Origin of the sequence: Corynebacterium stercoris (assembly GCF_024160105.1) — a bacterium.
GTDB classification, from domain to species: Bacteria; Actinomycetota; Actinomycetes; order Mycobacteriales; family Mycobacteriaceae; genus Corynebacterium; species Corynebacterium stercoris.
The window spans coordinates 108,430-130,412 of sequence record NZ_JAMFTQ010000002.1 but is presented as its reverse complement, the minus strand read 5'-3'; the positions used below and the strand labels follow the sequence as shown (position 1 = coordinate 130,412).

General features: G+C 66.4%; 20 protein-coding genes. 10 read left to right on the top strand and 10 right to left on the bottom strand.

Annotation, left to right across the window (positions count from 1 at the left end):
• The 4 genes from M5J20_RS02750 to tkt are packed head-to-tail and all read right to left on the bottom strand — an operon-like array spanning position 1 to position 5,731.
• Complete coding sequence (locus M5J20_RS02750; RefSeq protein WP_367614860.1) at positions 1 to 948, bottom strand: glucose-6-phosphate dehydrogenase assembly protein OpcA; 948 nt, start codon at positions 946 to 948, stop codon at positions 1 to 3.
• Positions 933 to 2,474, bottom strand: coding sequence for a glucose-6-phosphate dehydrogenase (gene zwf, locus M5J20_RS02745; protein WP_253576103.1), 1,542 nt, complete (start codon positions 2,472 to 2,474; stop codon positions 933 to 935). Before zwf ends, M5J20_RS02750 begins: the two co-directional genes overlap by 16 nt.
• Positions 2,471 to 3,556, bottom strand: a complete 1,086-nt coding sequence (gene tal / locus M5J20_RS02740; protein ID WP_253576101.1) for a transaldolase — start codon at positions 3,554 to 3,556, stop codon at positions 2,471 to 2,473. The genes zwf and tal overlap by 4 nt, the downstream gene beginning before the upstream one ends.
• Positions 3,557 to 3,577: 21 nt before the next feature.
• Positions 3,578 to 5,731: a transketolase gene (gene tkt, locus M5J20_RS02735; RefSeq protein WP_253576345.1), complete on the bottom strand. Its 2,154-nt coding sequence runs from the start codon at positions 5,729 to 5,731 to the stop codon at positions 3,578 to 3,580.
• A 239-nt stretch (positions 5,732 to 5,970) separates the two neighbouring features.
• Here tkt and M5J20_RS02730 point away from each other — a divergent pair, with 239 nt between their 5' ends.
• Positions 5,971 to 6,873, top strand: coding sequence for a heme o synthase (locus M5J20_RS02730; protein WP_253576343.1), 903 nt, complete (start codon positions 5,971 to 5,973; stop codon positions 6,871 to 6,873).
• Here the strand turns inward: M5J20_RS02730 and M5J20_RS02725 are convergent.
• From M5J20_RS02725 to mptB, 5 genes are all read right to left on the bottom strand, one after another.
• On the bottom strand, positions 6,870 to 7,850 hold the full coding sequence (locus tag M5J20_RS02725) for a quinone oxidoreductase family protein (protein WP_253576099.1): 981 nt from the start codon (positions 7,848 to 7,850) through the stop codon (positions 6,870 to 6,872). The genes M5J20_RS02730 and M5J20_RS02725 overlap by 4 nt on opposite strands.
• A gap of 12 nt (positions 7,851 to 7,862) precedes the next feature.
• Positions 7,863 to 8,813, bottom strand: a complete 951-nt coding sequence (locus M5J20_RS02720) for a COX15/CtaA family protein (RefSeq protein WP_253576341.1) — start codon at positions 8,811 to 8,813, stop codon at positions 7,863 to 7,865.
• 97 nt (positions 8,814 to 8,910) lie between these two features.
• On the bottom strand, positions 8,911 to 9,702 hold the full coding sequence (locus tag M5J20_RS02715) for an ABC transporter permease (RefSeq protein WP_253576097.1): 792 nt from the start codon (positions 9,700 to 9,702) through the stop codon (positions 8,911 to 8,913).
• A 3-nt stretch (positions 9,703 to 9,705) separates the two neighbouring features.
• Positions 9,706 to 10,629 carry an ABC transporter ATP-binding protein gene (locus tag M5J20_RS02710; protein ID WP_253576095.1) on the bottom strand — a complete coding sequence of 308 codons (924 nt, stop codon included), beginning with the start codon at positions 10,627 to 10,629 and terminating at the stop codon, positions 9,706 to 9,708.
• Entirely contained in the window at positions 10,622 to 12,220 is a 1,599-nt protein-coding gene (gene mptB / locus M5J20_RS02705; protein ID WP_253576093.1) for a polyprenol phosphomannose-dependent alpha 1,6 mannosyltransferase MptB, read from the bottom strand. Before mptB ends, M5J20_RS02710 begins: the two co-directional genes overlap by 8 nt.
• Before the next feature lie 167 nt (positions 12,221 to 12,387).
• Between mptB and M5J20_RS02700 the strand changes: the two genes are divergently transcribed.
• From M5J20_RS02700 to M5J20_RS02660, 9 genes are read left to right on the top strand one after another with little or no spacing between them, the layout of a single operon-like run.
• Positions 12,388 to 13,083 (top strand): helix-turn-helix transcriptional regulator, encoded by a 696-nt coding sequence (locus M5J20_RS02700; protein WP_253576091.1) that lies wholly within the window; start codon positions 12,388 to 12,390, stop codon positions 13,081 to 13,083.
• On the top strand, positions 13,084 to 14,529 hold the full coding sequence (gene sufB / locus M5J20_RS02695) for a Fe-S cluster assembly protein SufB (protein WP_253576089.1): 1,446 nt from the start codon (positions 13,084 to 13,086) through the stop codon (positions 14,527 to 14,529). It abuts the gene before it with no gap.
• A gap of 4 nt (positions 14,530 to 14,533) precedes the next feature.
• Positions 14,534 to 15,706, top strand: a complete 1,173-nt coding sequence (gene sufD / locus M5J20_RS02690; protein ID WP_253576087.1) for a Fe-S cluster assembly protein SufD — start codon at positions 14,534 to 14,536, stop codon at positions 15,704 to 15,706.
• Positions 15,707 to 15,716: 10 nt separating this feature from the next.
• Entirely contained in the window at positions 15,717 to 16,472 is a 756-nt protein-coding gene (gene sufC, locus M5J20_RS02685) for a Fe-S cluster assembly ATPase SufC (protein WP_253576085.1), read from the top strand.
• Positions 16,472 to 17,749 carry a cysteine desulfurase gene (locus M5J20_RS02680; RefSeq protein WP_253576083.1) on the top strand — a complete coding sequence of 426 codons (1,278 nt, stop codon included), beginning with the start codon at positions 16,472 to 16,474 and terminating at the stop codon, positions 17,747 to 17,749. Before sufC ends, M5J20_RS02680 begins: the two co-directional genes overlap by 1 nt.
• Positions 17,746 to 18,198 carry a Fe-S cluster assembly sulfur transfer protein SufU gene (gene sufU / locus M5J20_RS02675; protein ID WP_253576081.1) on the top strand — a complete coding sequence of 151 codons (453 nt, stop codon included), beginning with the start codon at positions 17,746 to 17,748 and terminating at the stop codon, positions 18,196 to 18,198. The genes M5J20_RS02680 and sufU overlap by 4 nt, the downstream gene beginning before the upstream one ends.
• A gap of 3 nt (positions 18,199 to 18,201) precedes the next feature.
• On the top strand, positions 18,202 to 18,630 hold the full coding sequence (locus M5J20_RS02670; protein ID WP_253576079.1) for a metal-sulfur cluster assembly factor: 429 nt from the start codon (positions 18,202 to 18,204) through the stop codon (positions 18,628 to 18,630).
• A 33-nt stretch (positions 18,631 to 18,663) separates the two neighbouring features.
• A complete protein-coding gene (locus tag M5J20_RS02665) occupies positions 18,664 to 20,292 on the top strand; it encodes an ABC-F family ATP-binding cassette domain-containing protein (protein ID WP_253576077.1) in 1,629 nt (542 codons plus the stop codon).
• A complete protein-coding gene (locus tag M5J20_RS02660) occupies positions 20,292 to 20,858 on the top strand; it encodes a DUF421 domain-containing protein (RefSeq protein WP_253576075.1) in 567 nt (188 codons plus the stop codon). Before M5J20_RS02665 ends, M5J20_RS02660 begins: the two co-directional genes overlap by 1 nt.
• Here M5J20_RS02660 and M5J20_RS02655 read toward each other — a convergent pair.
• Positions 20,855 to 21,865 carry a hypothetical protein gene (locus M5J20_RS02655; protein ID WP_253576073.1) on the bottom strand — a complete coding sequence of 337 codons (1,011 nt, stop codon included), beginning with the start codon at positions 21,863 to 21,865 and terminating at the stop codon, positions 20,855 to 20,857. The two genes, M5J20_RS02660 and M5J20_RS02655, sit on opposite strands and share 4 nt — an antisense overlap.
• Positions 21,866 to 21,983 lie beyond the last annotated feature (118 nt).

The following is a 21,983-nucleotide window of genomic DNA, read 5'->3' as shown; positions in this document are numbered from 1 at the left end:
TTAACCCACCTGTACGTGTGCGAGGCCGGCGAGCGCGCGGCCGTAGGTTGCGTCCGGGTCGAGGTGACGCAGCTCCTCGGCGAGGCAATCCGCGTCGGTGCGGGCGCCGAGCGCCACAAAGGTATCGGGGCGTTCGGGGACGGCGACGCGGACCGTGTGCGCGTCCAAAACCTCGACGGTGATATCGCCGAGGTTTGACTTCAGTACCAGCATGTCCACGGGTGCGCCGTTCTCCGCGCGCGGCGAGTCACCCGATGTGGTGCGGGTGACCGTGACACCGAGGGCGCTGGCCAGCCACCCGGCGGCGACGTCGATGCTCGGGTCCTGGGCGGAGCCCGAGATCTCGACGGCGGAGATGGTGGCGTCGGGGCAGCGGTCGAGTGCGGAAGCGACCACGCCGCGCCACGGGGTGATCCGGGACCACATCATGTCGCTGTCACCGGGCGTGTACCCGGTGGTGACGCGCAGCAGCGCGTTACCGGTCACGTTGCGGTGCGTGTTGGTGATGCGGCGCTGTGCGATGTTGCCTAACGGGGCAGCGGCCGGGCGCGCCGGTGCGGTGGTGGGCCACCACGCGACGATCGGTGTGTCTGGCAGCAGCAGGGGAGTGACCACCGCGTCGAGGTTGTGGGTCAGCTCGCCGTGCAGCTGCATCACCACCATTTCGGAGGCACCGGCATCGGCACCAACCACGATCTCCGCGTCGAGGGATGTCTGCGCGTCGGCATCGCCGAGGATCATCACCAGCACGCGGGCGGGGTGCTCGCGAGTGGCTTCGCGCAGGGTGGCCAGGATCTGGCGGACGTCGTCGCGCGTCTTCGCCGTGACCAGCAGCGTGAGCACGCGCCCGGTGGCGAGCGAGTAGTTCTCGCGCGCATTAATCAGCGTCGAAGCGATTTGGCGCGTGGTGGTGTCTGGCAGCGAGATGATCATTACGGGCGCCTCCATTCGCGGCCGTCTTTGCGCAGCATGCGGTCGGCGGATTCCGGCCCCCACGTGCCCGCCTGGTACTCGTCTGGACGCCCGCCGGCGGCCCAGAACTCGAGCACTGGGTCGAGGATCTCCCAGCTTCGCTCCACCTCGTCGTTGGTGGGGAAGAGGGAGGACTCATCCAACAGGGCGTCGAGGATCAGGCGCTCGTAGGCCTCGGGGGACTGCTCGGTGAACGCCTCCGAGTAGGAAAAGTCCATGTTCACGTCGCGTACCTCGAACGCCGAGCCCGGAACCTTGGAGCCGAAGCGCATGAGCACACCCTCGTCCGGCTGGACGCGGATGACCACCGCGTTGTTGGTGAGCAGGTCGGTCTGGCCTTCGGTGAACGGCTGGTACGGCGGGCGCTTGAACACCAGCGCGATCTCGGTCACGCGGCGGCCCAAACGCTTGCCGGTGCGCAGGTAGAAGGGCACACCCGCCCAGCGGCGCGAGTTGATCTGCATGGTGCAGGCCGCGTACGTCTCGGTCGTGGAGTTGGGGTCGAACCCCTCTTCCTCGCGCAGCCCCACCACGCGTTCTGAGCCCTGCCAGCCCGCGGTGTACTGGCCGCGGGCCGTCGTCTCCTCGAATGGGCCGACGGCGGTGGTGGCGCGCAGCACCTTGAGCTTCTCCGCTTTGAGGCGGCGCGGGCTGAACGACGTCGGCTCCTCCATCGCCACCAGCGCGAGCAGCTGGATCAGGTGGTTCTGGATCACGTCGCGGGCGGCACCAATGCCGTCGTAGTACCCGGCGCGGCCGCCGAGGCCGATGTCCTCCGCCATCGTGATTTGCACGTGGTCGATGTAGTGGGAGTTCCACACCGGCTCAAACATCTGGTTGGAGAAGCGCAGCGCCATGATGTTCTGCACCGTCTCTTTGCCCAGGTAGTGGTCGATGCGGAACACCGCGTTCTCTGGGAAAACGGTGTTCACGACGGCGTTGAGCTCGCGTGCCGACGCTTGGTCGTGGCCGAACGGCTTCTCAATGATCACGCGACGCCAGCGGTTCTCGTCCTGTGCGGCCATGCCGCAGCGGTCGAGCTGGTTAATCACGCCCGCGAAGTGCTCCGGCGGCACGGACAGATAGAACGCCCAGTTGCCGCCGGTGCCGCGGGTCGCGTCCATCTCGGCCAAAAGGTCGGCGAGGCGGTCGAAGGCTGCGTCGTCGTCGAACGCTCCAGTGACGAAATGCATGCCCTCGGCGAGGCGGTTCCACACGTTCTCGTTGAAGTCGTTGCGCGCGGACGCTGTCACGGCGTCCTTCACGTACGCCTCGAAGTCCTGCTTGGACCATTCGCGGCGGCCGAAACCGATGAGCGTGAACCCGGCGGGCAGCAAACCCCGGCTGGCCAGATCGTAGACGGCCGGGAGCAGCTTCTTCCGCGCCAAGTCGCCGGTCACACCGAAGATGACCATGCCGGACGGGCCGGCGATGCGGGGCAGGCGCGTGTCGTCGAGCGCTCGCAGCGGGTTCGCTAGCGGCGCCGGGTGTGGGCGCGTCACTTGAGGTTGGCCTCCATCGAGTCGAGCAGTTCTTGCCACGCATCGACAAACTTATCCACGCCTTCGCGCTCGAGCACGGCAACAACATCGTCGAGGTCGATGCCGACGGCCTCGAGCTGATCGAAGACTCGCTGAGACTCCTCGGCAGTGCCGGTCAGGGTGTCGCCCTTGATGCCGTCGCCGGCGAGTGCCGCGTCGATGGTCGCCTCCGGCATGGTGTTCACGGTGTCCGGGCCGGCGAGCTCGACCACGTACATGTCCGCCGGGTACTCCGGGTTCTTGACGCCGGTCGACGCCCACAGCGGGCGCTGCTTGTTGGCACCCGCCGGGAGGTCGGACATGTCGGCGAACTCGTCGAGGAACACCTGGTAGGCCAAGCGGGCGTTTGCGATACCGGCCTTGCCGCGCAGCGCCAGCGCCTCTTCGGAGCCGATGGTCTCGAGGCGGTTGTCCACCTCGGTGTCCATGCGGGAGACGAAGAAAGAAGCCACGGAGTGGATCTTGGATACGTCGCGGCCGTTCTCGGCAGCAGCGCGGATGCCCGCCTTGTATGCGTCGACGACTTGCTTGTAGCGGTCGACGGAGAAGATGAGGGTGACGTTGACGGAGATGCCCTCCGCCAGGGACGCGGTGATTGCTGGCAGGGACTCGTCCGTTGCCGGGATTTTGATCATCACGTTCTCGCGGTCCACCAGGCGCCACAGCTCGGCTGCCTGGGTCACGGTCTTCTCCTCGTCGGCGGCGTAGCGAGGGTCTACCTCGATGGATACGCGGCCGTCCTTGCCGCCGGACGCCTCGTACACGTCGGCGAACAGGTCGCAGGCGTCCTGGACGTCCTTGATGCTCATGGCGTAGACGGCTGCGTCGGCAAGCGAGCTCGCCTCGCGCAGTTCGGCGAGCTGCGCGTTGTACGCGTCGCCGGTGGACATGGCCTTGGCAAAGATCGCCGGGTTGGTGGTCACGCCGACAATGGACTTCGACGCCTTGATCTCGTCCAAGTTGCCGGAGGTGATGCGGTCGCGGGACAGGTCGTCGAGCCAGGTGGAGGTGCCTGCTGCGAGCAGATCGTCGATAGCGGTCATGGGAGCATGTGTCCTTTCGTTTTAGATGCCGTCGCCGCGGGTCGGCTCAGACTCGGTGTCGCCGACGCGCTCGCTGGTGGCCACGGTGCGGTCGTTGGCAACGCAATCAAGGGTCTCGCGGGCGACGCGGACAACGTTCTCCGTCGTGAAGCCGAAGCGCTCGAAGAGCTCGCTGCCCGGGGCGGAGGCGCCGAAGTGCTCAAGCGACACGGCGCGGCCGTGCTCGCCCAGGAAACGGAACCACGGCATGCCGACGCCGGCCTCAACGGAAACGCGGGCCTTGACCTCGCGCGGGAGGATCGTGTCGATGTAGTCGTCCTCCTGCTCCATGAACCAGTCCATGCACGGTACGGACACGACGCGCACCGCGGTGCCCTCAGCTTCCAGCTGCTCTGCGGCTTGGACGGCGTACTGCACCTCGGAGCCGGTGGCCATGATGATCAGGTCCGGGGTCTCCTTGGAACCCTCGACCAGCACGTAGGCGCCGCGGGCCACGCCCTCGAACGCCTTCTCCTTGGTGCCCGCCAGTACCGGCAGGTTCTGGCGGGACAGCGCCAGCGCCTTCGGCTGCTCCTTGGCCTCGAAGGCTGCCTTCCACGCGGCGGAGGTCTCGTTGGCGTCGGCCGGGCGGATCACGGCCAGGTCCGGGATGGCGCGCAGGGCAGTCAGCGTCTCCACCGGCTGGTGGGTCGGGCCGTCCTCGCCGAGGCCGATGGAATCGTGCGTGAACACGTAGTAGCCGTCGATGCCGGAGAGGGCCGCGACGCGGATGGAGGGGTAGAGGTACTCGGAGAAGATGAGGAAGGTGCCGCCGTAGACGCGGGTGCCGCCGTGCAGGGCGATGCCGTTCATTACCGCGCCCATGGCGTGCTCGCGGATGCCGAAGTGCAGGTTGCGGCCGTAGGGGTGGGCGGTGAACATGTCGGTGGAGATCTCCTCCGGGCCGAAGGAGGCCGCACCCTTAATCAGGGTGTTGTTGGAACCGGCGAGGTCGGCGGAGCCTCCCCACAGCTCCGGCAGCGCCTTCGCAGCGACCTGAATCGCGGCTTCGGAGGCCTTGCGGGTGGCCAGGCCCTTCTCGTCCGCGTCCCACGTCGGGAAGGCGAACTCGCCCTCGCCCCAGCCCTCCGGCAGCTCGCGCGCGGACATGCGGTCGAACAGCGCCTTGCGCTCCGGGTTCGCTTCAGCCCAGGCATCGAACTGCTCGTTCCACGCAGCGTGCTTCTCGGCGGCGCGCTCGCGCAGCTTTCGGGTGTGGGCGATGACCTTGTCCTCCTCCGGGAAGAACACGTCTGTGTCGAAACCGAGGGCCTCCTTTACGCGCGCGACCTCGTCGGCGCCGAGGGCCGCGCCGTGGATGGCGCCGGTGTTCATGAGCGTCGGCGCCGGGTAGCCGATGACGGTCTTCACGCGGATGATCGTCGGACGGGAGGTGTCAGCCTGCGCCTCGGCCACGGCAGCCTCGATGGCGGCGACGTCCTCGCCGGACTCCACTGTCAGGGTCTGCCAGCCGTAGGCGGCGTAGCGGGCCATGACATCCTCGGTGAAAGCGATCTGGGTGTCGTCCTCGATGGAGATGCGGTTGTCGTCCCAGAACAGAATCAGGTTGCCCAGCTGCTGGGTGCCCGCCAGGGAGGATGCCTCGGCGGTCACGCCCTCCTGCAGGCAGCCGTCACCCGCGACGACGTAGATGAAGTGGTCGAACGGGCTCTCGCCGGCCGGTGCCTCTGGGTCGAACAGGCCGCGCTCGCGGCGCGCCGCCATCGCCATGCCCACAGCGGAGGCGAGGCCCTGGCCGAGCGGGCCGGTGGTGATCTCGATGTGGTCGGTGTGGTTGTACTCCGGGTGGCCCGGGGTCTTCGACGCCCAGGTGCGCAGCGCCTTCAGGTCCTCCATCTCGAGGCCGAAACCGCCGAGGTAGAGCTGCACGTACTGGGTGAGCGAGGAGTGGCCGTTAGAGAGTACGAAGCGGTCGCGGCCCACCCAGTCCTTATCGTTCGGGTCCACCCGCATAATGCGCTGGAACAAGGTGTAGGCCAGCGGCGCGAGCGACATTGCGGTGCCGGGGTGGCCGGAGCCGCAGTTCTCCACAGCGTCGGCGGCCAGCACGCGCGCCGTGTCTACCGCCCGGGTGTCAGTCTCCGTCCAATCCTCCGGGTAGTTGCGGACGGTCATGGCCTGCAGTTCAGGGGGCAGGGTCGCGGTCACAGTAACCTCACTTGGTCGAATCGGCGGTGGCAAATGCATGGGCGGGCGCGAACCCGCGTGTCCCGCAGAATTCTACCGTGCGGCACTGCAGCCGGGGCGCGCGTGCCGGGTGTGGCGGTACGCTGACGCCGCGTCGATTCGTTGCCCGCTGCGTGAGAGGGCTAACATCATCCGAAGGAATGATGCCGAGGGTGTGAGGAGCTGTGTTGGAGACCATCAAGGCGTATTTCGCGTTGACGAAGCCGAGGGTCATCGAGCTACTCCTCGTCGCCGCGATTCCCGCGATGCTCCAGGCAGATCGCGGTGAGGTGCATCTGTGGCTGATTCTGGGCACGCTGCTCGGCGGCTGGATGGGTGCCGGTGCCGCGAACACCTTCAACATGGTCGCCGATTACGACATCGACCAGCTGATGGGCCGCACCCGCGCCCGCCCGCTGGTGCGCGACCGAGTTACCAAAGAACGCGCCCGCATCTTCGCATGGGCGTTGCTGATTATTTCGGTGCTCTGGCTGGGGCTGCTCTGCAAATCCTGGCTCGCGGCACTGTTCATCGTGCTCACGAACGTGTTCTACATTTTCGTGTACACCAAATGGCTGAAGCGCCGCACCTGGCAGAACGTGATCTGGGGCGGCGCCGCGGGCTGCATGCCCGTGCTGGTCGGCTGGGCCGTGATCCGGGACAACGTGCACGACGGCTCGGCGGATAACTGGTGGCAGGCCATCGTGATGTTCCTGATCATCTTCTTCTGGACACCGCCGCACACCTGGGCGCTGGCCATGAAGTACAAGGACGATTACGCACGCGCGAACGTGCCGATGCTGCCTGTGGTGGCCACGCCGGCGCAGACGACCCGTCAGATCGTCATCTACTCCTGGGCCACCGTGGCGACTTCCTTGCTGCTCGTCCCGGCGGCATCCTGGATCTACCTCGTCGTTGCGCTCGTATCCGGCACGGTCTTCCTTGTTATGGCGACTCGCCTGCACAACGGCATCGTCCACGGCGAGAACGTCAAGCCGCTCAAGCTGTTCATCCTGTCGAACAACTACCTCGCGGCCCTGTTCCTGGGCCTGTCGGTCGACGCCGTGCTCGGCCTCCCGACGCTGCTCTAAGAGCTTTTCCCGCTTGCCGACGTTCGGATAACCACCGAGCCCGTCGTCTTCCGCGCCTGCAGATCCTCGTGCGCCTGGCGAGCGTCAGCCAACTCGTAGGGCTCCTGGACGCGAACAGAGAATGTGCCATCCTCGACCGCGCGGGCGACGGCCTGGGCGCGTGCGCGGAACTCCTCATCCGTGGACGTGTAGTGGGCGAGCATGGGGCGTGTCACGTACACCGAGCCAGCCTTCTTCAGCTCCTGCAGATCGAAGGCCTCCACATCGCCTGAGGCGGAGCCGAAGGAGCAGACGAGGCCGCGGGGGCGCACCACGTCGAGGGCGAACTCGAACGTGTCCTTGCCCACGCCGTCGAACACCACGTCGACGCCATTGCCGCCGTTGGCGGCCCGGATGTCGTCGGCAAGCGTGGGCCCGTAGTGGAAGACTTCCGTGGCGCCGGCCTCCCGTGCGAGCTCGGCCTTCTCCTCGGTAGACACCACGGAGAAGATTGTCGCGCCCGCGGCGGCGGCGAGCTGGGTGAGCATGAGTCCGACGCCGCCGGCGCCGGCGGTCACGACGAGGGAGGTGGTCTCCTCGACGGGGTAGGTGTCGGTGACCAGGTAGTGCGCGGTCATACCCTGCAAAAGCATGGAGGCCGCGACCTTCTCGTCAACACCCTCCGGCACGGCCACGATGCGGCCGCGGTCCACCACGGTCTGCTCAGCGTAGGTGCCCTGCGCCTCGTTGAAAGCTACGAGTGTGCCCTCGACGATCTCGCCGCGCGGGTCGTGGGCGACACGGCCGCAGCCCTCGGAGCCCGGAATGTACGGGACCTCGCTGGGGTAGGCGCCGGAACGGAAATAGGTGTCGATGTAGTTGACGCCGGCAAAGCTGACGTCGATTAGCACCTGCTCCTCGGAAGGGGTCGGAGCGGGGACATCGGTGAGTGCGAGCACCTCTGGCCCGCCGTGCTTCGATACTTGGATGGCCTTCATGCCACCCAGAGCTTAGACGAGCAGGGGCAGTCGGCGTTTGCCGTGGGCGTAGAGGAAGGCGGAGAACGCGACGACGAGGGAGCTCATGGCGATGTGGGCGGGAATGCTCCAGCGCGGCACGCCCAGGTTGAATTGGGCGACGCCGATGGCCCACTGGATGATGATCAGCACCACGAGGACGACCGCGGTGTTGAACGCGTCCTTCGGCGCCTGGTGCTTGCGCAGCAGGTAGACCGCGACAAGCGTCGCTGCCAGGTACACGTAGAGGCAGGCTGCGTGGACGTAGGCCAGTATCTCCGTGTCCAGGTTGAGGCGGCCCTCCATGCCCACGCCGGAGTCGCCCGAGTGCGGGCCGGAGCCGGTGACCATGGTGCCGGTGACGAGGACGAAGCAGAGCGCGACGGCGGCGATGACCACCCAGGTGCGGATGACGTCCGGGTAGCGGGTGGTGGGCTCGGCGGTGTCGGTTTCCGCGATGCGCATGTAGAGCAGCGCCGCAACCCACACCAACACCATCGACGGCAGGAAGTGCACCGCAACGGACCACCAGCGAAGATCAAGAAGCACCGAGATGCCGCCGATCACGGCTTGGAGCACGACACCCAGCAAGGAGACCCACGCGAGCGCCTTGATGCCGGACCGGCGGCCGGCGCGGATGACGGCGACAAGCACAGCGATCGAGGCTGCCGCCACGACAAAGGCGAGCAGGCGGTTGCCGAATTCGATGGCTTGGTGGATCCACGGGGCGGCACCCGCGACCGGCACCAGCGAGCCCTCGTGGCAGAGCGGCCAGGTGTCGCAGCCCAGGCCGGAGCCGGTGACGCGCACGAGCGAGCCGGTGACGGTGATGCCGCCCTGGCAGATGAGCAGGATCATGGCCAGGATGCGCTGAAACCGGACGGTGGGGTCGTGCCAGGGTTCGACGAGGCGGCGCGCACCGGTGGGACGCGCGGCTTCGGACACGGAGGCTGGCTGGGCGGCGGCGTCGACGTTCGTCGTGCTCACGTGGGGTACCCCTTATGCAACTTTAGGATGATCTTCGGCAGATAGTGTAGCTAACTCAACCGTCGAAACGGAACCAGCGCGCCGCCAGTCCGATGCCGGCACCAGCCCACGCCAGCAGGGAGATCCACGCCGCGGCGTTCAACGCCCCCTGCAGTGCCTGCACCAGCGCGCCCGCCAGCGCCACGGTGGGCACCACATTCCACCACCCGGCGTGCGCGATGTCGCCCGAATAGGCCACCCAGCCGAGCACACCCATGAGCACGAGCCAGATGAGGTTGGCCAGCGCCAGCACGAGTTCGGACGACAAGGTTCCACCCATGAGCAGACCGAGGGCCGTGAACGCGGCAACGCCGACGAGGAGCGTGACCAGGCCGAAGAGCGCGCCGCCGAGGCTCACACGCCACCCGAGAGCGAACGCGAGCGCACCGAGGATCACGATCTGGACGCCGACCATGGCGAGCACACCGATGATCTTGCCGGCGATGATCACCCAGGGCGGCACACCCGACGCGCCGGCGCGCTTGAGCGCTCCGTAGCGGCGGTCGAAGGCGAGGGCAATCGCCTGCCCGGTGAACCCCGCCGAGGTCGCAGCGACAGCGAAGACCATGGGGACGAGGAGGTTGAAATCAACTTCGCCGAATACCGGCACAAGCGCCGCCGCGACGAGCAGCGCGGCGGGGATGATGATGTTGAGCAGCAATTGCTCGCCGTGGCGGAGCATGAGCTTCGCCTCGACGCGGCCTTGGGCGGCAGCCATGGCACCGAAGCTGGCGGGGCGCGGGTTCGGCGCGAACACTCCGGGCGCGAGCGAGGTGTGGAGTTCGAGGGTTTCTTCAGTGTGCCGCATGGGTTAGCTCCTCAACTCTCGGCCTGTGATGTCCAGGAACACGTCTTCCAGGGTGCGGTGCGCCACGCGCAGCTCCCGGATGTGTACGCCTTGACGCGCCGCTTCGGACGCGATGGCCGCGACAACGCGCGGGGAGATGTCGCCGATGATGCGGTAGTGCAGCCGGCGCGGCTCTTCCGCGGTTACGGCGAAGGGGGCGAGCGCACTGGTCATTCGTGCGAGGTCGAGCGGTTCCGCCGTATCGACGGCAACGGCGGGAAACTCATTGTGCTCGGTGAGCTCTGCCAGGGTGCCTTGGGTGACGACTTGGCCGCGGTCGATGATCACTACATGGTCGGCGAGCGTTTCCGCCTCGTCCATCATGTGGGTAGTCAGGATGACAGTGGTGCCGTCGCGCTTCAGTGCGTTGACGATGTTCCACACCGCGCGGCGTGATTGCGCGTCCATGCCGGCGGTCGGCTCGTCGAGGAAAACCAGCTCGGGGCGGCCGATGATCGCCAGGGCCAGGGAAAGGCGCTGCTGCTGCCCGCCGGAGAGACGGCGGTAGGTCGTGCCAGCGACGCCGCCGAGGCCGAGCAGCTCGATGAGCCACTCGGGATCATGCGGGTCCACGTTGTATGAGGCGGCGAGTTTGAGCATTTCGCGCACCGTGATGCCCGCGTAGGATCCCCCGCCTTGGAGCATGATGCCGATCCTGTCTCGCACCTTCTGCGGCTGCGTCGCCGGGTCGATGCCCAGCACGCGTATCTCGCCGGCGGTCGGGGCGAGGAATCCCTCGCACATGTTCAGCGTCGTCGACTTGCCCGCACCGTTCGGGCCGAGCAGGGCGAGCACTTCGCCCTGCCGGGCAGCGAAAGAAACGCCGTCAACGGCGGTCTTCTCGCCGAATCGCTTTACGACGTCCGAGACTACGAGCGCTTCACTCATGGCTGGCAAGTCTAACCCCGGAACGCGGCGGGTCCATGGTGCGGGGCGTGTCCTCGGGTGCGGTTGAAGCGGCGTCGTCAAGCATGCGCCACGAAAACCACCAGACCGCGGCGAGTGCGAGGAAGCCCGCGAGCGCGGAGAGGTAGACGGTAATCACGGCGCTCGCGATCATGCCGGTGCCGGGTGGAAGAACGAGGAAGCTCAAGAATGCGGAGTACGCGGCGATGCCCATGCGCGCCCACGGTTCCGTCGTCCAGGCGGCGAGCGGAAGGATCGCCCAGAGCGGGTACCAGGGCTGCACGACAGGGAACAGGATGACGAGGATGAGCGTCGCCACACCGAGACCGCCGGCGGCGCGGATCCGGCCGGTGTAGGTGCGCCACAGCAGTAAAGCCATGCACATGAGCGCGATTGCGATGCCGACGATGCGCGAGATGTGCACGGCGGTGTCCGTGATTTCGAACCCGAACCAGTCGCCGACGGTGCCGATGATCACGCCGATTTCGGTGGTGACGGACAGCCAGCTGCGAATCTCCGCCGCACCGCCTTGCACCGTCATCCAGCCGAGGCCGATGCCGGTGCCCACCGATGCCGCTACCGTGGTCGCGGCGAGGATGAGAGCCTGGAATACGGCGGCGCCGGCGACGGAGCCGACATCTCGCAGACGCGGCAGCCTGTCTGCATCTTCGATGCCGCGGCGAGCCGCCAGCTCGCGCGCTAGCGCCATGCCGGTGAAACCGAGGCCGATGAAGCCGGTGACCTTGACCAGGCCCGCGCAAGAAATCAACACTGCGGACGCCGCGAGCAGCCACCACCCGCCGGTGCCTGCGCGAAGGCGCTCCAGGCCGCGGCAGTGCACCTCAAGGCCGACCATCAGAAACCCGAGCAGGATCGCCTCGTTGTGGATGCCGCCGATGAGGTGCAGCAGTGTGAGCGGGTTGCACAGCCCGAGCCACAGCGCACTCGCACCGCCGACACCGAAACGCCGCGCGAGGTGCATGCTGGCCCACCCCGCGGCGAGTACGCCCAGCACCGAGACTGCGCGGTGCAACAGAATAGCGGGGAAGACCGCGTCCTGGGTCACCGCGGAGATCGCGGCGGCGATGCCGAGGGCAACCGGGCCGTAGGGGCTGGGGGAGTGCGCCCAGATGGGCGGCACGTTGCGGGCCAGCGGGTTGAGCCTGCCCAGCAGGTCGACCGGGCCGCCCCAGTAGGGGTCGAGCCCGATGCGCACACACGATCCGTGCGCGAGGTAGGAGTAGATGTCCTGGGAGAACAAAGGACTCGCAAGCAGCAGCGGCGCCGCCCACCACAAAAACGTCGCGGCCATGTCGCGCGTCGATACGCGGTGCTCGGCGGCGCGGCGGCCGGTGCCGACGAGCTGAAAGAGCCACGCCCACGCCGTTACCAGCACCGCCACGCCGGCGAGCGCGATCGCAGAGCCGTGCACCATGCCCCACGGCTGCGGCCACGGGTGCGAGGACACGGGCATGGCGCCGCCGCCGAGGCTGCCCACGGCGATGAGCACCGTGCCCACCGTTCCCGCGACTCGGGCGCGGCGCAATGCGCGTTTCGACGCAACCTTTCTCACGCACCAGATTCTAAGTCTGCGCAGGCAGAAAACCTAAGAACGCCCTGGCTAAGGGAACCCTCAGAGGCGGAATGATTTAGCGCACACTAGTGTTGTGGAAAGGCGAAAGTGCGTGCAACTTTCACCACACGCCGAGGAAGTGAACGTCGGAAAGCGAGGTGCAAGCGATGGCGGAGCAAACCCGCAGCGTCGGCGGCGATACCCGCCGCGCGGTGATGGCGCAGCTGCTCAAGCGCGGCCCCGTGAGTGCCAGTGAGCTAGCGCGAGCGCTGGGCATTTCCGCCGCGGGCGTGCGCCGCCACCTCGACATCCTGCTGGATGAGGGGCTGGCGGAAACGTGCGAACCGAATCAGATCGCAGGCGAGGAGGCCGGCCGCGGCCGCCCCGCCAAGCACTTCCGGCTCACCGCAGTGGGGCGCGATCACTTCGGCAACAGCTACGACACGCTGGCGCTCGAAGCCGTGGATCTGATCAAGGATCTCGGCGGGGAGAGCGCGGTGCGCAGCTTTGCCAAGGAACGCATTGAAAAGATTCTCGGCGGCGTGCAGGGCGTGCACGGCGCCGACGATGTCGAGGGCGTAATTGATGCCGTCGCCGCGGCGCTGGAGAACCACGGCTACGCAGCCTCGATCACCCGCGCTGGCGGCGGCATCCAAATCTGCCAGCACCACTGCCCGGTGTCCGCGGTTGCCGCGGCCCACCCCGAGCTGTGCGATGCGGAACACGAGGCGATTTCTCAGCTCGTGGGCCGCCACATCCAGCCGCTCGCGTTGATCGCGGACGGGCACGGTATTTGCACGACCAACATTCCTCTCACCGTCGCCACCCCGGCGGGAGAAATCAACGAAAGGAGCGGAGCTTAAATGACGAAAGCAACCCCCGCACCCGGTCTTGAGACGCCGATGAACGACGATGAGATCATCCAGTCCATCGGCGCCTACAACTACGGCTGGCACGACTCGGACGTGGCCGGCGCCTCGGCGCGCCGTGGCCTGAACTCCGACGTTGTCGCGGACATCTCGGGCATTAAGGGCGAGCCGGAGTGGATGCTCAACCAGCGCCTTCGCGCGCTCGAGATCTTCGAGAAGAAGCCGATGCCGACCTGGGGCGCGGATCTCTCCGGCATCGACTTCGACAACATCAAGTACTACGTCCGCTCCACCGAGCAGCAGGCAACCTCCTGGGAGGACCTGCCGGAGGACATCAAGAACACCTACGACAAGCTGGGCATCCCCGAGGCGGAGAAGCAGCGCCTCGTGGCCGGCGTGGCCGCGCAGTACGAGTCTGAGGTGGTCTACCACCAGATCCGCGAGGACCTCGAGGCCAAGGGCGTCATCTTCGTGGACACCGACACCGCGCTGCGCGAGCACGAGGAGATCTTCAAGGAGTACTTCGGCACGGTCATCCCGGCCGGCGACAACAAGTTCTCCGCGCTGAACTCCGCGGTGTGGTCCGGCGGCTCCTTCATCTACGTTCCGCCGGGGGTCCACGTGGACATCCCGCTGCAGGCCTACTTCCGCATCAACACGGAGAACATGGGCCAGTTCGAGCGCACCCTCATCATCGTCGACGAGGACGCGTACGTGCACTACGTCGAGGGCTGCACCGCCCCGATCTACAAGTCGGACTCCCTGCACTCCGCTGTGGTGGAGATCATCGTGAAGAAGGGCGGCCGCTGCCGCTACACGACGATCCAGAACTGGTCCAACAACGTCTACAACCTGGTGACCAAGCGCGCCCGCGCCGAAGAAGGCGCGACCATGGAGTGGGTTGACGGCAACATCGGTTCCAAGGTCACCATGAAGTACCCGGCTGTGTGGATGACGGGCGAGCACGCCCGCGGCGAGGTGCTTTCCGTCGCCTTCGCCGGCGAGGGCCAGTTCCAGGACACCGGCGCGAAGATGGTGCACCTGGCGCCGCACACGTCCTCCACGGTCGTGTCCAAGTCCGTCGCCCGCGGCGGCGGCCGCTCCGCGTACCGCGGCCTGATCCAGGTGAACGCGAACGCGCACAACTCCGTGTCCAACGTCGAGTGCGACGCGCTGCTGGTGGACGACATTTCCCGCTCCGACACCTACCCGTACAACGACATCCGCAATGACCGCGTCACCCTCGGCCACGAGGCGAAAGTGTCCAAGGTCAGCGAGGAGCAGCTGTTCTACCTGATGTCCCGCGGCATTCCGGAGGAGGAAGCCATGGCAATGATCGTCCGCGGCTTCGTCGAGCCGATCGCCAAGGAGCTGCCGATGGAGTACGCCCTGGAGCTCAACCGCCTCATCGAACTGCAAATGGAAGGATCGGTGGGCTAGACCGATGACCGACGTAGTAACTCCCGTCCAGAACGCGACGCCGCACAACACCAAGGGCGACGTCTTCCAGTCCTTCAACGTCGAGGATTTCCCCGTCCCGGGCGGCCGCGATGAGGTGTGGCGCTTCATTTCGCTGCGCCGCATCCACGGCTTGCACAACGGCACATTCCCGGCGCAAGCGCCAGTACAGGTGTGTATCGACGCTCCCTCCGAAGTCACCGTGAAAGAGGTCAGCGCGGATGATGAACGCTTGAAGGTGTGCGGCGGCCCCGCCGACCGCGTCGCCGCTCAGGCGTGGACGTCCGCCGAGCACGGCACGATCATCACCGTGCCGCAGGACGCGGTGCTGGACCGCGCGATCGAGGTGACCATCACTGGTGCCGGTTTGGACGCGACCACCTTCGCCACGATCCTGGTGGAAACCGGCCGCCACTCCGAGGCCACCGTCATCGTGCGCTACGAGGGCTCCGGCATCCACGCGGACAACCTCAACTGGCACGTGGGTGAGGGGGCGCGGCTGAACGCTGTCGTCGATACGCAGTGGGCGCGCGACGCCGTGCACATCGGCCAGCAGTCGATCCGCGCGAACCGCGACTCCGTCATGCGCCACACCGTCGCTGCCTTCGGCGGCGAGGTGACCCGCATTTCCCCGCGCGTGACCTTCGCCGAGCCGGGTGCCGACGTGGAACTCAACGGCGTCTACTTCGCGGATGCCGGCCAGTACATCGAGACCCGCATGCTCGTCGACCACTCCGTGCCGAACTGCCGCTCCAACGTGCTGTACAAGGGCGCGCTGCAGGGCGAGAAGTCCTCCGGCCTGCCCGAGGCCCGCACCTGCTGGGTGGGCGACGTGCTCATCCGCGCCGAGGCGAAGGGCACCGACACCTACGAGACGAACCGCAACCTGGTGCTCACCGACGGTGCCCGCGCCGATGCGGTGCCGAACCTGGAGATTGAGACCGGCGAGATCGCCGGCGCCGGCCACGCCGCTACCGTGGGCCGTTTCGACGAGGAGCAGCTGTTCTACCTGCGCTCCCGCGGCATCCCCGAGGCCGAGGCGACCCGCCTGATTATCCGCGGCTTCTTCAACGAGGTCCTCAACCAGATTCCGGTGGAGTCTGTGCGCGATGAGCTGATCGCGCGCGTCGCCGGCGAGCTCGAGCACAACAACAACTAAAGGAAGTTTCATGTCCACTCTGGAAATCAAGAACCTGCACGCCAACGTCCTGCCCACCGAAGAGGGCCAGGAGGCTAAGCCGATCCTCAAGGGCGTGAACCTGACCATCAACGGCGGCGAGACCCACGCCATCATGGGCCCGAACGGCTCCGGCAAGTCCACCCTCGCCTACACCATCGCGGGCCACCCGCGCTACGAGGTCACCGAGGGCGAGGTGCTTCTCGACGGCGAGAACATCCTCGACATGGACATCGACGAGCGCGCACGCGCCGGCCTCTTCCTGGCCATGCAGTACCCGGTCGAGGTTCCGGGCGTGTCCTCCTCCAACTTCATGCGCTCCGCGGTGACGGCAGTGCGCGGCGAGGCCCCGAAGCTGCGCGAGTGGGTTTCCGAGCTCAACGCGGCCCGCGAGGCGCTCGCGATGGACGCGTCGTTCTCCGAGCGATCCGTGAACGAGGGCTTCTCCGGCGGCGAGAAGAAGCGCCACGAGGTCATGCAGCTCTCCCTGCTCAAGCCGAAGATCGCCGTCATGGACGAGACCGACTCTGGCCTCGACGTTGACGCGCTGCGCATCGTTTCCGAGGGCATCAACCGCTACCAGGAGGAGACCGGTGGCGGCGTGCTCATGATCACCCACTACAAGCGCATCCTGAACTACGTGCGCCCGGACTTCGTGCACGTCTTCGCCGGCGGCAAGATCGTGGCCACGGGCGGTGCCGAGCTCGCCGACCAGCTCGAGGCCGAGGGCTACGAGAAGTTCATCTAATGAGCTATCTGCTTTCCGACGGCGGCGAGCGCGGTGTGTCCGGCTCGCCGCTGGACGTTGATGCCATCCGCGCCGAGTTCCCGATCCTCTCCCGAACGGTCCGCGACGGCAAGCCGCTGGTGTACTTGGATTCCGGCGCGACCTCCCAGCGCCCGCAGCGCGTGTGGGACGCGGAGCGGGACTTTGTCCTGGGCTGTAACGCCCCGGTGCACCGTGGCTCCTACCAGCTCGCGGAGGAGGCGACGGACGCGTACGAGACCGCCCGCGACCGGATTGCCGCGTTCGTGGGCGCGGCCGGCGACGAGATCTCGTTCACCAAGAACGCCACCGAGGCGCTAAACCTGGTTGCGTACGTGCTCGGCGACGAGCGCGCCGGCGAGATGGCGGTGCGCGAGGGCGACACCGTCGTGATCACGGAACTGGAGCACCACGCGAACTTGGTGCCGTGGCAGGAACTCTGCCGCCGCACGGGTGCGACGCTGAAGTGGTACCGCATGACGGCCGACGGGCGCATCGACCTCGACTCACTCGAGCTCGACGACACCGTGAAGGTCGTTGCGTTCACCCACCAGTCCAACGTGACCGGCGCGCACGCGGACGTGGCGGAAATGGTGCGCCGCGCCAAGGCCGTCGGCGCGCTGACTGTGCTGGATGCGTGCCAGTCGGTGCCCCACATGCCGGTGGACTTCCGCGCGCTAGATGTAGATTTCGCCGCGTTCTCCGGCCACAAGATGTGCGGCCCGAACGGTGTCGGCGCGGTGTACTCCAAGCACCTGGGGGAGTTGCCGCCGTTTTTGACGGGCGGCTCCATGATCGAGGTCGTGCGCATGGAGGGCTCCACCTACGCCCCAGCCCCGCAGCGCTTCGAGGCGGGCACCCAGATGACCTCCCAGGTTGTTGGCCTGGGTGCCGCGGTGGAATTCCTCGAAGAGATCGGGATGGAGAACATCGCCGCTCACGAGCACGTGCTCACCGAGTACGCGCTGGAGCAGATGCAGACGATCGAGGGCTTGCGCATTGCTGGGCCGCTGACGTCGGAAATGCGTGGCGGCGCGATTGCGTTCACAGTAGAGGGCGTGCACCCGCACGACCTCGGCCAGGTGCTCGACGCGGACGGCGTGGCCATCCGCACCGGTCACCACTGTGCATGGCCCGCGCACCGCGGTTTGGACCTGCAGTCCACGTCGCGCGCGAGTTTCTACCTGTACAACACGCTGGATGAGGTGGATACCCTGGTGGCGTCCATCCGTAAAGCGAAGGAGTTTTTCGCTCGATGAACCTTGAGGCGATGTACCAGGAAGTCATCCTGGACCACTACAAGAACCCGCAGCACGCAGGGCTCCGCGAGCCCTTCGAGGCTGAGGTCCACCACGTCAACCCGTCCTGCGGCGACGAGCTGACATTGCGCCTCCAGCTCTCCAGCGACGGCGAGACCGTCGAGGATGTGTCGTACGACGCGGAAGGGTGCTCTATTTCGCAGGCGTCGACAAGCGTGATGGCCGAGGAGCTCATCGGCCAGAGCATCGGCGAGGCGTTCAAAAAGCTGCAGGCGTTCGAGGAGATGGTCACCTCCCGCGGCACCGTCGAGGGCGACGCGGAGATGATCGGTGACGGGGTGGCGTTTGCTGGCGTCGCCAAGTTCCCTGCCCGCGTGAAGTGCGCGCTGCTGGGGTGGAAGGCGTTTGAAGCCGCGGCCGCTGAGGCCGTGGAGCAGAGGGAGGATTAGGACATGGAAGAGCAGCAGAACGAACAGAAGGAGACGCAGGGCGCGACCTTCGGTCAGGTCGGCGAGCGTCCGACGCAGACCGAGGAGCAGATCAAGCTCGCGGCTGATGTCGAGGAGTTCATGCGCGACGTGATCGACCCGGAGCTGGGCATCAACGTCGTGGACCTCGGCCTGGTGTACGACATCTGGATCGAGGGCGGTGCCGCTGAAGACGGCACCGCGGCACCTACGGTTGCCGTGATCAACATGACGCTGACCTCGCCGGCGTGCCCGCTGACCGACATCATCGAGGAGCAGGCGCGTCTCGCCGTCGTGGAGAACACCGCGGTGGATGAGATCGCCCTGAACTGGGTGTGGATGCCGCCGTGGGGACCGCAGATGATCACCGAAGAAGGCCGCGAGCAGCTCCGCGCCCTCGGCTTCGCGGTTTAGCGCACCTGGCCCGCCCGCGTAAGGTGGCATGACGTGATTGTCACCAATGATCTCGAGGTGCGCGTGGGTGCCCGCACGCTCCTCGACGCCCCCGGCCAGCACCTCAGGGTCCAGCCCGGCGACCGCATCGGGCTAGTCGGCCGCAACGGCGCCGGCAAGACCACGACGATGCGCATCCTGGCGGGGGAGACCGAGCCTTACGGCGGTACGGTGACCCGCTCGGGCGAGATCGGCTACCTGCCGCAGGACTCGAAGGAAGGCGACATCGAGCAGACGGCGCGCGACCGCGTACTGTCTGCCCGCGGCCTCGACGAGATCCAGCGCTCGATGGCGAAGCAGCAGGCCATCATGGAAACCACCGACGGCGCAGAGCGCGACAAGGCGATCCGCAAGTATTCCCGCCTTGAGGAGCGTTTCGACGCACTCGGCGGCTACGAGGCGAACGCCGAGGCAGCACAGATCTGCGACAACCTCGGGCTGCCCACGCGCGTGCTGGACCAGCAGCTGAAGACGCTCTCCGGCGGCCAGCGCCGTCGCGTGGAACTTGCACAGATCCTCTTCGCGTCGCGTTCCGGTTCCGGCAAGTCGAGCACCACCTTGCTGCTCGACGAGCCCACCAACCACCTCGATGCCGACTCGATCGCGTGGTTGCGCAGCTTCCTGTCGAAGCACGACGGTGGGTTGATCATGATCTCGCACGACGTCGAGCTCCTCGACGACGTGTGCAACAAGGTTTGGTTCCTCGATGCCGTGCGCGCCGAGGCCGACGTCTACAACATGGGCTTCTCGACGTACCAAAAGGCCCGCGCCGAAGATGAGGCGCGCCGCCGCCGCGAGCGCGCAAACGCCGAGAAGAAGGCCGCGGCGCTGCAGAAGCAGGCTGCGAAGCTCGGCGCGAAGGCGACGAAGGCAGCTGCGGCGAAGCAGATGCTCGCGCGCGCGGACCGCATGATGAGCGAGCTCGACGATATCCGTGTGGCCGACAAGTTCGCCGCCATCTCCTTCCCGGAGCCGGCACCGTGCGGCAAGACCCCGCTCTACGGCAAAGGCTTGACCAAAATGTACGGCTCGCTCGAGGTGTTCGCGGGCGTGGACCTGGCGATCGACAAGGGCTCGCGCGTCGTGGTCTTGGGCACCAACGGTGCCGGCAAGACCACGCTGCTCAAGCTGCTCGCGGGTGTCGAGCGCACCGACGGCGAGGGCGGCCTGGTTACCGGCCACGGGCTGAAGATCGGCTACTTCGCGCAGGAGCACGACACGATCGACGGCGAGAAGACGGTGTGGGAGAACACCATCGACGCCTGCCCCGACGCCGGCCAGCAGGACCTGCGCGGCCTACTCGGCGCGTTCATGTTCTCCGGCGACAAGCTGGAGCAGCCGGCGGGCACGCTCTCCGGCGGCGAGAAGACGCGCCTAGCACTGGCCACGCTCGTCTCCTCCCGCGCGAACGTGCTGCTTCTCGATGAGCCGACGAACAACCTCGACCCCCAATCCCGCGAGCAGGTACTCGATGCCCTGAAGACCTATACCGGTGCAGTCGTGCTCGTCACCCACGACCCTGGCGCGGTGCGCGCGCTCGAACCGGAGCGGGTGATCATTATGCCCGAGGGCGACGAAGATCTCTGGAGCGACGAATACATGGAAATTGTGGAGCTAGCCTGATGCCTGAGATTTTCGCCAGCGAGTGGGGCACGCTCGCCGCCACTGCCCTGAAGGGCGTCATCATCTACGTGACGCTAATCGTCTTACTCCGAATCAGCGGCAAGCGGTCTCTCTCGAAGTTCAACATCTTCGACTTCATCATCACTGTCGCCATCGGCTCGATCTTCGCGAGCACATTGACGACGGAGGACTTGAAGATCGCACAGTCTGTGACGGCGATCGTCGTTTTGCTGGGCGCACAGTGGCTGATCTCGCGCCTGGCGTTCCGCTCAGACAGGTTTGAGCGCGTCATCAAAGCCGATCCTGCCCTCCTGTACTACGGCGGAGACTACGTGCTGGATACGATGCGCGCCGAGCGGGTAACTGAGCGTGAGATCCTCCAAGCAGTGCGCAACAGCGGCGCTGCTAGCCTCGAGGGGGTCCAAGCGGTCATCCTCGAGACCGACGGCACCATATCCGTTATCGCGAGCTCCGAGGACGCGCCCCCGCCGGCGCACAATGCAGTATTCAAGACAGTGAGGCGCAACCCCGAGGGCGGCAGCGAAGGGCCCACCGACGCCGTCTAAAACGGTATTGGCCTAGCTCCCGCGTAGTTGCGCTGCCACCCGTAACGGTCGTGGTAGTCGGGCTCCAGGGAAATCCCCTGTTCACGGAAGATCTGGTGCAGCTCTTTGCGGATCTGGCCCGCACCCGTCTTATGCAGCTTGGCTTCGGCCGGCTCGGGTTTGTCTGCAACATGCAGGCGGAGCATGCTTTCCGGGCAGTCGACAACGATGATGGGGCAATCGTTGGAGAAGGGCAGGCTCCCAGCGCTCAGGTATTCTTCCTCGGCCTGGAACGGCACGACGACCGGATCGATGCCTCTGCAAGCCCGAACGATGCCGGTGGCTGCTCGCTCGGGTTGCCCGACGATGCCGCGGTCAGTGTCTTTCAACCACGCCAGCACGCAGCTCAATGCATCCGGCGCGTTCTGCGGCACGTGGACGTGCACACCGGAGACCTCCGTCCCGTCACGTTCGAAGATGATGAAGGCGTTGCCGGCCGTGGCGGTCGGCGCAAAGTGATCGAGCGCTTCAGTCAGCTGGGTGAAGAATGAGGTGCTGAGCTCTTTCGCGCTCGGTGCGTCGAAGGGGCCACGGAGCACGGCGGGCCCGTCGGGGTGCTTGATGGCAATCTCCTTGCCGGGGTAGTCCAGCCGGAGGTGCCACACCCTGTCGCCGTAACCTCGGCCGCCGGGCAGCGCCTTTTCGAAGTTCGCGAGGGTGAGCTCCGGCAGTGCTTTGACGGTCTCCGAGTTGCCGCGGAAGATTCGGATGCGTTCGAAGTTGCCGTACTTCTCCAGCACCTCCTTCATGCCCTGGAGCGGGTCGGAAGTGTTGACATCGTGGATTGCGATGGCTTCGAGGATCAGTGCGATGGTGGCGGGGCCGTTGGTTGTGCCGTTAACGGTGAGACCGATTTCCTCGCCGTCGTCGCCGCGGTCGAAGATGATGTCGACTTCGTTGACGTGCGGATCATAGTCGGATTCGACATGATCCCGCGGGTCGTAGCCACCGTAGTATTCGTCGTACATGGGATTCCTTTCACGTTAGTTCCAGCAGATCTCCGAATGTTTCGGATGCTGGTGGTTCGAAACTAGCGCGATTGAAGTACCTCAAGGTAGGTGCCAGTTGCGGATGCACACTCAAGTA